Below are 13,083 nucleotides of genomic sequence, written 5' to 3'. Positions count from 1 at the left end.
ACAGGTGCCGGTGGGACCCGTGCCGGCTGGGTTCCCTGGCCGAAGCGGAGCGAGGTTAGGGTGCCGGTGGTGGGCCCACGCCGGCCGGGTTCCCTGGCCGAAGCGGAGCGAGGCTAGGGTGCCGGTGGGGACTAGCGCAGGCCGGTCTTGCGGGTCAGCGCCAGGTGGATCAGCTCGTCGATCAGGTCCGGATAGGACAGGCCTGTGGCCGCCCACATCTGCGGGTACATACTCTTCGGCGTGAACCCGGGCATGGTGTTGATCTCGTTGATGATGAGGTCACCGTCCGGCGTGTAGAAGAAGTCGACCCGGCTCAGGCCCTCCGCCTCCACCGAATCGAACGCCGCGGCGGCAAGCTCGCGGACACGGGCAATCGCTTCTTCCGGCATGTCCGCGGGGCAGCTCAGGGCGGCCGCATCATCCACGTACTTGGCCTGGAAGTCATAGAACTCGTGCTCGCCCGCGGCTACGGAGATCTCGCCGGGCAGGGACGTGCGGGGCGCATCGCCGCCGCGGCCCTCAAGCACGGCGCATTCGATTTCCCGGCCCACGATGCCGGCCTCGATCACCAGCTTCGGATCATGCTGGCGAGCCGCCTCAATCGCGGCATCAAGCGTGTCGAGCGAGTCCACCTTGGAGATGCCCATGGAGGATCCGGCGCGGGCGGGCTTGACGAACACCGGGAAGCCCAGCAGGTCAACCTGCTTGCGGACGGCTTCGGGGTCCTTGCGCCACTGCCGGTCGGTCACCGCGATGTACGGGCCGACCTTCAGCCCGGCGGCCTCAAAGACCACCTTCATGAAGTGCTTGTCCATGCCCACGGCCGAGGCCAGGACGCCGGCGCCGACATAGCGCGTGTCGGAGAGTTCCAGGAGCCCCTGGATGGTGCCGTCCTCGCCGAACGGCCCGTGCAGCAGCGGGAACACCACGTCGACGGTGCCGAGCTCCTGCGGGACCTCATTGGGGGCCGTCACGATGAGCTGGTGTGCCCCGCCGATCTCGGTGAGGCTGACCGTCTGTTCCGACGGCGGGACCTCCGGAAGGGAGGTGGCGGAGAGGGACCACTGGGCAGTGTCCCCGGACGCGAGCACCCACTGGCCGGATTTAGCGATGCCGATGGGAACGACGTCGTACTTGGTCCGGTCGATGGCGCCGAGCACTCCGGCAGCGGTCACGCAGCTGACGGCATGTTCACTGGAGCGGCCGCCAAAGAGGACGGCCACCCGCGGCTTGGGCCGGACCGCCCCGTCCTGGGTAGTGGTGCTTTGGTTGGTCTTGTCCGCTGCGGTCAAGTTTTCTTCCGACACTGTCAGTAATCGCCTTCGGCTCTAAGTTCCCGGGACAGCAGCAGCGGCCCGAGTTGGTCAACGGACAATTTTCCGGCGAGGACCGCGACGACGGCCGCCGTGATGGGCATGTCGACGCCGAGCTTGCCGGCCAGTTCGTGGACGGCCTGGCCGGATTTGATGCCCTCGGCCGTCTGCGTCATTTTCTGGGCGACCTCGTCCAGCGTGAGCCCCTGCCCGAGCAGACGGCCCGCGGTGTGGTTCCGGGACAAAGGTGACGAGCAGGTGGCCACCAGGTCGCCGAGACCGGCGAGGCCGGCCATGGTGTGTGCCTTGCCGCCAAGGGCCAGGGCCAGGCGGGAGGTTTCGGCCAGGCCACGGGTAATCACGGAGGCTTTGGTGTTGTCCCCCATCTGCTTTCCCTCACAGATGCCCACGGCCAGGGCGATGACGTTCTTGACGATCCCGCCGATCTCGACGCCGACGATGTCCGAGGTGGTGTAGGGACGGAAGTACGGCGCGGTGCAGCTTCTGGCGATCCAGCCGGCGGCGGCCGCATCGGGGCAGGCGACCACCGAGGCCGTGGGCTCCTCCCGGGCGATCTCCATGGCCAGGTTGGGGCCGGACACGACTGCGATGCGGTCGGCGGGGATGTCCAGTTCTTCGGCGATAACCTCGCTCATCCGGGCATCCGAGCCCAGTTCGAGGCCCTTCATCAGGGACACCACAAGCGCATCGGGCCCGATCAGGGGCTTCCACTGGCGCAGCTGGAGGCGCAGCGACTGCGCCGGAACGGCGAGGACCACCAGGTCGGCCCCGGACAGCACCTCTGCCACATCGGTGGACGCGGTGATGCTCGGCGGAAGGTCGATGTCCGAAAGATACTGGGGGTTGCGGTGGTTGCCGTTGATCTCAGCCACGACCTCCGCCCGGCGGCCCCATATCCGGATCCTGCGGTCGACGTCGGAGGCCGCGGCGGCGTCGGCCAGGGTTTTCGCGAACGTGGTCCCCCACGAACCGGCGCCGAGGACTGCCACGGACAGGGCCGAACCGGGCCGGCCGTGGACAGCCGTCACTTCCCGCCCCGCTCGACGTCGCGGCCGTGCTTCGTTTGATTGTGGGCGCTGGGGTCCCAGCGCCGGGCCGGCGGCTGCTCCCCGCGGAGTTCGGCCAGGAGTCCGGTCACGGCATCCATGATGACCTCCGTGGCCTCCGCCAGTGTGGCCCTGTCCCGGGAGCGTCCCGCGAAGCGCGAGAGGTCAACGGGCTCGCCGATCCGGATCCTGGACGTCTTGCGCGGGAACAGGTGAAAGCGCTTGGCGTAGCGGGGAAAGAGCTCGTGCGCGCCCCAGTGCGCCATCGGCACCACCGGGATGCCGGTCTCGAGGGCCAGGCGGGCGGCACCGGTATGGCCCTTCATCGGCCAGAGGTCGGGGTCGCGGGTCAGCGTGCCCTCCGGGTAGATAATGATCGCCCCGCCCTCAGCCACAATCTCCTGGGCGAGCTGCAGCGAGCGGTTGGCCCCCGCCGTCGAACGTTCCACCGGAATCTGCTTGGTGGCATGCAAAACGGAACCAACCACCGGGACCTTGAAAAGGCCCGACTTCGCCAGGAAGTGCGGGGCTCGCTTGTTGCTGTACAGCATGTGCCCGATCACGAGGGGATCGATCTCGGTGCAGTGGTTGGGCACCGCGATGAAGCCGCCCGCGGGAAGCTTGTCCGTGCCCTCCCATTTCTTGTTCATGATCAGGTTCAGGGCCGGCCGGACAATGCCGGCGATGATCACGAACGTTATGTGGCTTTTGGCCGATTCTTTCACCGGGCCCCCGCTACTTCACGGACGAAATGTCGAAGTCGGCGCCGAGCCCGGCCAGCTTCTCGGTGAACCGCTCGTAGCCGCGGTTGATGATGTCGATTCCGGTCACCCGCGAGGTGCCGGTGGCGGCCAGGGCCGCGATCAGGTGGCTGAAGCCGCCGCGTAAGTCCGGCACGTCGATGTCGGTTCCCTTGAGCTGGGTGGGGCCGGAAATGACGGCGGAGTGCAGGAAGTTGCGCTGCCCGAAACGGCAGGGAACGCTGCCCAGGCATTCCCTGTGCACCTGGATGCTGGCACCCATGCGGATCAGGGCGTCGGTGAAGCCGAAGCGGTTTTCGTAGACGGTCTCGTGCACGATGGACACGCCTTCGGCCTGGGTCAGGGCCACGACGAGGGGCTGCTGCCAGTCGGTCATGAATCCGGGGTGGACGTCCGTTTCGAGGACGAGCGGGCTGAGCTTGCCGCCGCGGTGGTAGAACCGGATGCCGTCCTCGCCGATGTCCATGCCGCCACCCACCTTGCGGAAGGTGTTCAGGAAGGTCATCATGTCCCGCTGCGAGGCGCCTTCGACGAAGATGTCGCCGCGCGTCACCAGCGCCGCCGACGCCCAGGAGGCGGACTCGTTGCGGTCCGACAGGGCCCGGTGGTTGTAGCCGCCCAGGTCGCGGACGCCCTCGATGCGGATGGTGCGGTCCGTCTGGACGCTGATGATGGCGCCCATCTTCTGGAGCACGGCGATGAGGTCGATGATTTCGGGCTCGGTGGCGGCACCGGAGAGTTCGGTGATGCCCTCGGCGCGCGTTGCGCTCAGCAGCACCTGCTCCGTGGCGCCGACGGAGGGGTACGGCAGGGAGATCTTGGCTCCGTGCAGCCCCTTGGGCGCGGAAATGTGGATACCGCCCGGGCGCTTCTCGACGACGGCGCCGAACTGCCGCAGCACGTCCAGGTGGTAGTCGATGGGGCGGTCGCCGATCTTGCAACCGCCCAGGTCCGGGATGAAGGCCTCGCCGATCGCGTGGATCAGGGGCCCGCACAGCAGGATGGGGATCCGGGAATCGCCGGCATGGGCGTCGATGGCCGTGCTCGGCGCCGTCTTGGCCGCCTTGGGATCCAGGGTCAGGTCGCCGGTGACGGGGTCCTTATCCACGGTAACGCCGTGCAGCTGGAGCAGGCTGGTGACCACCTCCACGTCCTTGATCTCCGGAACGTTCCGCAGCACGGAGGGTTCGTTGCCCAGCAGGGCAGCCACCATGGCCTTGGGCACAAGGTTCTTGGCACCGCGGACGCTGACACGGCCAGTTAGCGGGACGCCTCCGCGGATTGTCAGAACACTACTCATTTACCGGTTTCCTCACGACTACTCGCCCCCCAAATCCTTACAAAGGCACCAGCTAAGCATATGAGTTCACGTTACCGAACCGAAATACTGACGCGGGCGTGTGGGGCCCGGTGGCCCGACCGGGGGCAGCGGAAAGGCCCGCCGCGGCTATGCACGGCGGGCCTTCCGGCGTTGCTTATGCGCTACCCGGTCAGGAGGTCCTGGCCGGCAGCGTCAGGGGTTTGAAGGACGGCCGCGTGGCTTCGTAGGCCGTGATGTCCGCCTCGTGCTGCAGGGTCAGCCCAATGTCATCGAGGCCCTCGAGCAGGCGCCAGCGAGTGTAGTCATCGATCTCGAACGGCGCCACCACGTTGCCGCAGGTCACGGTCTTCGAGGCAAGGTCAACGGTCACCTCGGTCCCGGGCGCGTTCTCGAGCGTCTTCCAGATGAGCTCGATGTCATCCTGGGCAACCTGGGCGGCCAGGAGTCCCTGCTTGCCCGAGTTGCCACGGAAGATGTCGGCGAAACGGGAAGAGAGCACCGCACGGAAGCCATAGTCCTTGAGCGCCCAGACGGCGTGTTCGCGGGAGGAACCGGTGCCGAAGTCGGGGCCCGCCACCAGCACGGACCCGGCGTTGAACGGCTCCTGGTTCAGGATGAAGGACGGGTCCTTGCGCCACGCTGAGAACAGCGCGTCTTCAAAGCCGGTGCGGGTGATGCGCTTGAGGTACACGGCCGGGATGATCTGGTCCGTGTCGACGTTGCTCTGGCGCAGCGGGACGCCAATGCCGGTGTGGGTGGTGAACTTTTCCATGGCGTCTTCCTAGGCGGCGTCGGTGGTGAGGGCTGCGGATTCCGGTGCCGGATCGAGGTCCGACGGCGAGCTCAGCGTTCCGCGGACGGCGGTTGCGGCTGCGACCACCGGGGACACGAGGTGGGTGCGGCCACCCTTGCCCTGCCGGCCTTCGAAGTTGCGGTTGGAGGTGGAGGCGCACCGCTCCCCCGGCTCCAGCTGGTCCGGGTTCATGCCCAGGCACATAGAGCAGCCGGCGAAGCGCCATTCGGCGCCAAAGTCCTTGAAGACCCTGTCCAGGCCCTCGGCCTCGGCCTCGAGCCGCACGCGGGCCGAGCCGGGAACCACCAGCATCCGGACCTTCGGGTCCTTCTCGCGGCCGCGGATGATGTCCGCGGCGGCCCGCAGGTCCTCGATGCGGGAGTTGGTGCAGGAGCCCAGGAAGACGGTGTCCACCCGGATGTCCTTCATGGGCGTTCCGGCTTCCAGCCCCATGTACTGCAGGGCGCGTTCCGCAGCGGCCTTGGCGTTCTCGTCGCCGAAGTCCTCCGGGGACGGCACCTTGGCTGACAGCGAGACGCCCTGGCCCGGGTTGGTGCCCCACGTGACGAACGGCTCGAGCGTGTTCGCGTCCAGGTCGACCTGGGCATCGAAAACGGCGTCGTCGTCGGTGCGCAGCGTGTTCCAGTATTCGACTGCGGCGTCCCACTCGGCGCCCTGCGGTGCGTGCGGGCGGCCGTTCATGTACGCGTAGGTGGTCTCGTCCGGAGCCACCATGCCTGCGCGGGCGCCTGCTTCGATGGACATGTTGCAGATGGTCATCCGGGCATCCATGGACAGCGCCCGAATGGCCGAGCCACGGTACTCCAGGACATAGCCCTGGCCGCCGCCGGTGCCGATCTTGGCGATCACAGCGAGGATAATGTCCTTGGCGGTCACTCCGGGGCGGAGCGTGCCCTCGACGTTGATGGCCATGGTCTTGAACGGCTTGAGCGACAGGGTCTGGGTGGCCATGACGTGCTCCACCTCGGACGTGCCGATGCCCATGGCCAGCGCACCGAACGCGCCGTGCGTGGAGGTGTGCGAGTCGCCGCACACCACGGTCATGCCGGGCTGGGTCAATCCCAACTGCGGACCCACGACGTGCACGATGCCCTGCTCGGCGTCACCGAGCGGGTGAAGGCGGACGCCGAACTCCTCGCAGTTGTTGCGCAGGGTCTGGATCTGGGTCCGGCTGGTGAGGTCGGCGATCGGCTTGTCGATGTCCAGCGTCGGGGTGTTGTGGTCCTCGGTTGCGATGGTGAGGTCCGGGCGGCGCAGCTTGCGGCCGGCCAGGCGGAGACCCTCGAACGCCTGCGGGGAGGTCACCTCATGGACGAGGTGCAGGTCGATGTACAGAAGGTCAGGCTGGGCGTTGGCGCCTTCGCCGTCGCCTTTGCGCACCACGTGCGCGTCCCAGACTTTCTCGGCCAATGTTTTGGCCATGGCCATCTCCCTTCGATGCTGTTTGTTGTTGGATCCACTGAAACAGCAGACCCCGGTAATAAGCCAGTCAAAAGATTTGCATCTCAGATAATGAGACGGCAATATCAGTACATGGACAATTCTAGTGGAGTCGGTGTCATTGATAAAGCAGCCCAGGTGCTCGACGCGCTTGAGGCCGGACCCACGACTCTTGCGCAGCTGGTCGCTGCCACGGGACTGGCGCGGCCAACAGTGCACAGGCTGGCGCTGGCGCTGGTCCACCACCGCCTGGTGAGCCGCGACATCCAGGGCCGCTTTGTCCTCGGCAGCCGCCTGGTGGAGCTGGCCTCCGCCGCCGGCGAGGACAGGCTGATCGCCTCCGCCGGTCCGGTCCTCATGCAGCTCCGCGATGCCACCGGCGAAAGCGCTCAGATCTTCCGCCGCCAGGGCGACTGGCGGGTTTGCGTTGCCTCCGCCGAACGGCCCATTGGCCTGCGCGACACCATTCCCGTGGGAACACAGCTGTCCATGAAGGCCGGCTCCGCCGCCCAGGTGCTGCTCGCCTGGGAGGACCACGACCGCCTGCTGGAGGGCCTGCAGTCCGCGCGCTTCACGCCCACCGTTCTGGCGGGAGTACGACGGCGGGGCTGGGGCCAGAGCCTCGGCGAACGGGAGCCGGGAGTCGCCTCAGTCTCCGCACCTGTGCGCGGACCCTCCGGGCGGGTCATCGCCGCCGTTTCCATCTCCGGCCCGATCGAGCGGCTCACCCGCCAGCCCGGCCGGCTGCACGCGGAGGTTGTCTGCAACGCGGCCCGCGTCCTGACGGAAGCCCTCCGCAAGAATAACGACTGACTTCGCGTGGGGTGGCCCCGGCGCCCAACGTTCTGAGATGGATCTAAAAAACTTTCTGGCCCTGGCCACATCTGGTGCCCGATCGACCCTTTAATGTCAGTGGGCATGTTCATGGAAGGCAGCCGGAATTCAGCATTGACAGGAGCGGCGCCGCGCGGCGGCGTTGTGTGCTCTGCTGCGGTTCCTGGGTTTGCGATCCACGGGCTGGCCTACGACGATGACCCCAACTTCGTGTACCCCGACGACGTTTCTCCTGAGGACCCTTTCGCCGACGCCCTGATTGCTGACGATGACTTCGCGGAGGGCCCGTTTCCTGAAGCCCTGTTTGCTGACGTTTTGTTCCCCGACGGCGCTGCCTGTGGCGGACCCAGGCCGAGTTTAACGGACCGGGTCGCGGCGGCACCTACCCTTTTGCAGGTCGACCTCACCGCTGACGGTGCCGGGCTGATCGACCAGACCCACGCGCTGGAGAAACTCAAATGCTGGGCTGCCGGGCAACAGGCGCGGCTTGCGGTTGCCTTCGAGATCCGGCACCGCGAGGAACACGCCGAACTCGGGGAGCAGGGCAGCCCTGAGACAGTATTGGCTGAGGACCTCGGCAAGAAACGCCCCAAGGAACAGCGAATGGGCGCGGCTGAGCAGATCGCGCTGGCCCGGGGCGAGTCCCCAAACCGCGGGCACCGGCTGCTCGGCATGTCGAAGGCCCTGGTCAAGGAGATGCCCCACAGCCTGGCCGCCCTGGACACCGGCCAGCTGAACGAAGAGCGCGCCCTGTACGTCGTGAAAGAGACAGCCTGCCTGAGTGTCGACGACCGGTCCGCCGTCGACGGGGAACTCGCCGCCGACACGGGAACCTTCAACGGTGCTGGAACCCGGGCCGTCATCGCCGCAACCCGGGCCGCCGCCACTGTGTACAAGGCCCTGACCCGGCAGGCTGATGCCCTCCGCTCCGCCGGGGACCCCCGTTCGCGTAACCAGCTCATGGCCGACACGTTCGTCGAGAGGACCACCGGCACCCCCGGCGGTGTCACCGGCATTGAGGTCAACCTCGTCATGACCGACCGCACCCTCCTCCAAGGCGGCAGCGAACCCGCACGGCTCGCTTGCTACGGTGTTGTCCCCGCAGCCTGGGCACGGACGTTGGTGACCGGCAGACAGGCCGAGGGAGACGAAGAGCTCAAAACGTGGGTCCGCAGGCTCTACACCGCCCCGGACACCGGCGACCTCGTCGCCATGGACTCGCGAAGACGCCTCTTCCCGCCTCCGCTGCGCCGCTTCATCCGCGTCCGGGATGACACCTGCCGCACCCCCTACTGCGACGCCCCGATCCGCCACCTTGACCACATCGTCCCCTGGCACGACGACGGCCCAACCAGCCTGGCCAACGGTGCCGGCCTCTGCGAAGCGTGCAACCACACCAAAGAACTCCCCGACTGGAAAGCCCAACCCGGACCCGGCCCAAGGCACACCTACGAAATCACCACTCCAACCGGCCACACCTACCATTCCACCGCACCCCGCTGCCAGGAACCGGGCAGTAGTCTGGGCACATGACCAGCTATGCAGTGTTCCTCCGCGGCATTAACGTGGGCGGCATCAACATCAAGATGGCGGACCTCAAGGAGGCCCTCAAGGCGGGACCATTCACCGGCGTAAAGACCCTGCTGGCCAGCGGGAATGTGGTGCTGGCCAGCGATCTCGGACCTGCAGCCGTCAAGAAGGAATTCGAGGCAACCCTGCGGAAGGCGTTCGGCTACGACGCGTGGGTGGTGGTGCTGACAGCGGACCGCGTGTCGGAGCTCGTGGCCGCATGCCACTATCCCGCCGACGACAGAAGCACGCACACCTATCTCACCCTGGCCTCGGACACGGCTGCGCTGGATGAGCTGTTCGCCATGGGCAAAGCAATGGACGGCGCGGAGCAGGAGCGGCTGGGCCCCGAGGCCATGGCCTGGCTGGCGCCGGCCGGCGGTACGCTCGAGAGCCCGTTCAGCAAACTGTCCGCCAAGCCGAAGTACAAGGCCTCCACCACCACCCGGAACCTCCGCACCATGATCAAAGTCCGGGACGCCGCCGCAGCACTGGAGGCGGCAGCCGGCTGACCGGCCGGGTAGCAGGCTTAGCCCGCGGCGGCCCGCAGCGCCGCGTTGAACGCCGCCAGGCGACGGACCTCCGCCTCCACAGGTTCCACCACCAGCCGGTCCGCCACCTCCGCGACTGCAGCGTTGAGCCGCTTCCTGGCCCTCGCGCCGCGGCGCTTCGCCACGCCGGCAGAGATGAATTTGGCCGTCACTGCAAGGAGAATCCCCAGCGCAGCGCCGCCGGCAATCAGCAGGGTGGGGAGCGGCCAGCCTTCCACCCGGGGCACCTGCGGCACGGGCAGCTGCAGGTAGCCGAGCCCGGCCAGCACGCCAAGCCACCCGAGGCCGGCCACGGCCGCGAGCAGCGCCAGCCATTGCACAACGTTGAACGCGCCCCACCACCAGGACTTCCGGTCGGCGGCGAGGTCAGCCCCGGCGATGGCCTGGTCAAGCGCGTCCGGCAGCCGGTCCCTCCCCTGCCGGGCCGCGGCACGGATGGTTGCCTGCCAGGGCCCGGGGGCACCGTCACTGGCGGCGTCGGCAAACTGGCGGACCGCAGCATCGCTCCGCGCACGCTCCGGGGCTCCCGCGGGCGGCAGCGACGTCCGGTTCACCTCGGCGCGGGCATTGCGCCTCAGGTTGAGCCGGCGGAGCGGATCGGGCCTGAAACGGATAAGCCAGCGGGTCACCGGCCAGCCGGTGCGCCGGGTGGACTCGATCCGGTAGGACGCAGACACCGCGTCAGCCACGAGGGGCACGTTGGCCGCAGTCGCCAGTTCATCGGCAAGCCGTGCCACGGTCCCGCTCCTCACACCGGCGGCTTCCCCGCGGCCCGAGGCTTCCTCCAGCTGCGCCGCTGCCTTGGTCACATCCGCGGACAGCCGCAGCGACAACGCCTCCCGTTGCGACACTACGCGGCGGATGGCAGCCCGGACACCATCCACTCCCGCTCCCGTCAGCGCGGAGGCCGCCAGGACCTGTACCCTACCCAGCCCGTCACGGGCCAGAATTCCCCGCAGCGACTCCAGCACGGGCCCGACGTCCGACGCCGGAAGCCTGTCCACCTGGTTGAGCACCACCAGCGTGACCGCCCCGTGTGACGCCAGCGGAGCCAGGAAGCCATTGTGGACGGCGGCGTCGGCGTACTTTTGCGGGTCCAGCACCCAGACCAGGACGTCAACCATCCCCACGAGCCGCTCCACGATTTCCCGGTTCGCGGTGCGGGTGGAATCGAAGTCGGGCAGGTCCAGCAGGATCAGCCCGGTATCCTCGTCGGCGAATCCGTCCACGGGCTCTGCGAGGTGCCGGGCACGCACGTCCAGCCAGTCGAGCAGCGGTTCACTGCCGTCGGCGCCCCAGACGCTCGCCAGGGGCTCGGAGGTGGTGGGCCGGCGCGCCGCCGCCGTCGCGATCTCAGCTCCGTTCACCGCGTTGAACAGGGTGGATTTCCCGCTTCCGGTAGCCCCGAAGAAACCAACCACCGTATGGTCTGCCGAGAGCGCCCGCCGCGACCGGGCACGTTCCAGCACCCCCAACACGTCCTCGAGGGCGGTCTCGGGCAGCACGCCTTGGGCCAACTCCCGGGCCTTGCCCAGAGCCTCGAGGCGGCCCTGCAGCCGCGTCTCTTCCTTGGCCCTCCCCCGGCGGCTCACGTGGCATCCGCCAGCCGGGTCAGCGCCCGCGCATGTTCGGCGAGTTCGACGGCGGCCTGCCCGGCTTCCGGGTCCAACCGGTCCAGGAAGCGCTCCTGCTCGGCCGCCAGCAGGCCACGGCACCTGCTGCTCAGGTCGTCGCGGGCAGTACGTGCCAGCCGGCGGACGGCGTCCTCACCAAAAACGGCTTCGAGCAGTTTCTGGCCTACGACAGCGGTTCCTCCCGCGACGCCGATCTCCAGGCCGGTCAGCCCGGCGGTCATGGAGAAAACCACGATCATCAGGGCGGCACCAAGGCCGTTGATGCCGAAGGAAAGCCACCGTGCCTGGGTCCGTTTCTCCTGCCCTTCGGTCCTGATCAGTTCCATGAGGCCCGCCTGCCAGTCGCGTATTTCCGCCGCCACCAGGTCCGCGAAGCCGGGGCTCGTTCCCGAGAGGTCGTCCGTGCCCAGGAGCTGCCGGCCCGCCGGGTCCGAGCGCCAGCGCTGGTCCGCGTCCTCAGCCGCCTTGGCAGCCTCATCCAGGATGACGGCCTGGAGGCCTGTCTCAATGGCGGTTTCCACTTTCACGGCGGGCGCGGGCTCGCCGCGGAAGAATGCTCCCAGCCGGTCGCGAAACCGCCCGACGTTCTGCTCCAGGCTCCGGAAGAACTCACCCGTTCCCACGAAGTCCTGCCAGCGGGCCAGGACCTCCCCGCGGAGCAGGGCTCCGTCCTTGGTGGCGTCGATGATCCGGGTGCCCGCATCCCGGTAGGCGGCCCGCACGTCGTCGCCCAGCACGCTGGCCGCGCGGCCCTGCTCGTTGGCGGCGTCGGCGATCCGTCCCACGCGCTGGCCAAGCTCCCGTACAGCGCCGTGCAGGGTCCGCCGCACGATGTCGGCGCGGGCAACGGCGTCGGCTGCGAGGCCGCGAAGCCAGGCTTGCAGGGGCTGCACCGTTTCCGCCGGCAGCATGCCGGAACCGCCAAGGTGGACCTCCGGGATGACGAAGAGGCGGGCGGCTCCAAGTCCCTCCCGCGCCAGCATGCTGCGCAGGTCCTCGCTCACTTCGGCTTCGGCAGCCGGCGGCACGCGGTCCAGGACCACCGACACCATGATGTCCCTCGAGGCCGCGTTCAGCAGCAGCTTCCACGGTACGGCGTCAGCGTAGCGGTTGGCGGTTGTCACGAAGATCCACAGGTCCGCTGCCGCCAGCAGCTGCCCGGCGAGCCTGCGGTTCTCGTCCGAGATGGAGTCAACGTCCGGAGCATCAAGCAATGCAATGCCCTGCGGCACGGCCGACTCACCCACGAGGACCAGTGAAGAGACGGGCGCAGTGTCTGTTGACGTTCGGGGTGGACTGCCGGGCGCAGGCGTGACCCCGGCCGGGACGACGGTTCCGCGGATCCGGCTGAGTCCGGGCAGAACCCGCTGGTCATCGAACCAGCCAGCCTCCGAGGGATGGTGCAGAAGGATGGGCTGCCGGGTGGTGGGCCGAATGGCGCCGGCGCGCGTGACCGGGTGGCCGACGAGCGCGTTCACGAGAGTCGATTTTCCTGCCCCCGTTGAGCCGCCGACGACGGCCAGCAGCGGAGCGTCCAGGCTGCGGTAACGGGGCAGGATGTAGTCATCAAGCTGGGCCACGGAGTTCCGGATCTCCAGAAGCGCCCGGTCAGCCGCCGGCAGAGCCAGGGGCAGCGAAACAGCTGCCAGGACGCGGCGGACCTCCTCCAGGAGGTGAACGCCGGCAGGTTGCGTTTCCATGTCCTGGCCGCTGGTTGGCGGGATCCGGTTGGACGTCACAGCCTCATCATGCCAGTTCAGGCCGGATTTCAGTCGAACC

The 13,083-nt window shown here is 68.1% G+C and carries 11 protein-coding genes; 3 read left to right on the top strand and 8 right to left on the bottom strand.

Annotation, left to right across the window (positions count from 1 at the left end; translation table 11 throughout):
* Positions 1–131 precede the first annotated feature (131 nt).
* The 6 genes from ABIE00_RS07800 to leuC form a co-directional block, all read right to left on the bottom strand.
* Positions 132–1,292, bottom strand: coding sequence for a D-alanine--D-alanine ligase family protein (locus ABIE00_RS07800; protein ID WP_354263304.1), 1,161 nt, complete (start codon positions 1,290–1,292; stop codon positions 132–134).
* A 17-nt stretch (positions 1,293–1,309) separates the two neighbouring features.
* The gene (locus ABIE00_RS07795) at positions 1,310–2,362 is read right to left on the bottom strand and encodes an NAD(P)H-dependent glycerol-3-phosphate dehydrogenase (protein WP_354258798.1); all 1,053 of its coding nucleotides are present in this window, start codon (positions 2,360–2,362) and stop codon (positions 1,310–1,312) included.
* A complete protein-coding gene (locus tag ABIE00_RS07790) occupies positions 2,359–3,105 on the bottom strand; it encodes a lysophospholipid acyltransferase family protein (protein WP_354258795.1) in 747 nt (248 codons plus the stop codon). The genes ABIE00_RS07795 and ABIE00_RS07790 overlap by 4 nt, the downstream gene beginning before the upstream one ends.
* 10 nt (positions 3,106–3,115) lie before the next feature.
* Entirely contained in the window at positions 3,116–4,441 is a 1,326-nt protein-coding gene (murA, locus tag ABIE00_RS07785) for a UDP-N-acetylglucosamine 1-carboxyvinyltransferase (RefSeq protein WP_354258792.1), read from the bottom strand.
* A 190-nt stretch (positions 4,442–4,631) separates the two neighbouring features.
* Positions 4,632–5,234, bottom strand: coding sequence for a 3-isopropylmalate dehydratase small subunit (leuD, locus tag ABIE00_RS07780; RefSeq protein WP_354258789.1), 603 nt, complete (start codon positions 5,232–5,234; stop codon positions 4,632–4,634).
* Between the two features lie 9 nt (positions 5,235–5,243).
* Complete coding sequence (gene leuC, locus ABIE00_RS07775) at positions 5,244–6,698, bottom strand: 3-isopropylmalate dehydratase large subunit (protein ID WP_307103603.1); 1,455 nt, start codon at positions 6,696–6,698, stop codon at positions 5,244–5,246.
* A gap of 111 nt (positions 6,699–6,809) precedes the next feature.
* On the opposite strand from leuC, the gene ABIE00_RS07770 reads away from it, so the two are divergent.
* The 3 genes from ABIE00_RS07770 to ABIE00_RS07760 all read left to right on the top strand — a co-directional run bounded on the left by ABIE00_RS07770 (position 6,810) and on the right by ABIE00_RS07760 (position 9,631).
* Positions 6,810–7,529 (top strand): IclR family transcriptional regulator, encoded by a 720-nt coding sequence (locus tag ABIE00_RS07770; RefSeq protein WP_043420062.1) that lies wholly within the window; start codon positions 6,810–6,812, stop codon positions 7,527–7,529.
* 111 nt (positions 7,530–7,640) lie between these two features.
* Positions 7,641–9,083 (top strand): HNH endonuclease, encoded by a 1,443-nt coding sequence (locus ABIE00_RS07765; protein WP_354263303.1) that lies wholly within the window; start codon positions 7,641–7,643, stop codon positions 9,081–9,083.
* Complete coding sequence (locus tag ABIE00_RS07760; RefSeq protein WP_354258784.1) at positions 9,080–9,631, top strand: DUF1697 domain-containing protein; 552 nt, start codon at positions 9,080–9,082, stop codon at positions 9,629–9,631. The genes ABIE00_RS07765 and ABIE00_RS07760 overlap by 4 nt, the downstream gene beginning before the upstream one ends.
* A gap of 17 nt (positions 9,632–9,648) precedes the next feature.
* On the opposite strand, the gene ABIE00_RS07755 is transcribed toward ABIE00_RS07760, so the two are convergent.
* Positions 9,649–11,262, bottom strand: coding sequence for a GTPase (locus tag ABIE00_RS07755; RefSeq protein ID WP_354258781.1), 1,614 nt, complete (start codon positions 11,260–11,262; stop codon positions 9,649–9,651).
* Positions 11,259–13,004 carry a dynamin family protein gene (locus ABIE00_RS07750; protein ID WP_354263302.1) on the bottom strand — a complete coding sequence of 582 codons (1,746 nt, stop codon included), beginning with the start codon at positions 13,002–13,004 and terminating at the stop codon, positions 11,259–11,261. The genes ABIE00_RS07755 and ABIE00_RS07750 overlap by 4 nt, the downstream gene beginning before the upstream one ends.
* Between the last annotated feature and the right edge of the window lie 79 nt (positions 13,005–13,083).

It is taken from the genome of Arthrobacter sp. OAP107 (genome assembly GCF_040546765.1).
Classification (GTDB): Bacteria; Actinomycetota; Actinomycetes; order Actinomycetales; family Micrococcaceae; genus Arthrobacter.
Note: the sequence above shows the minus strand (reverse complement) of the source record. Positions and strands in the feature narration are given on the sequence as shown.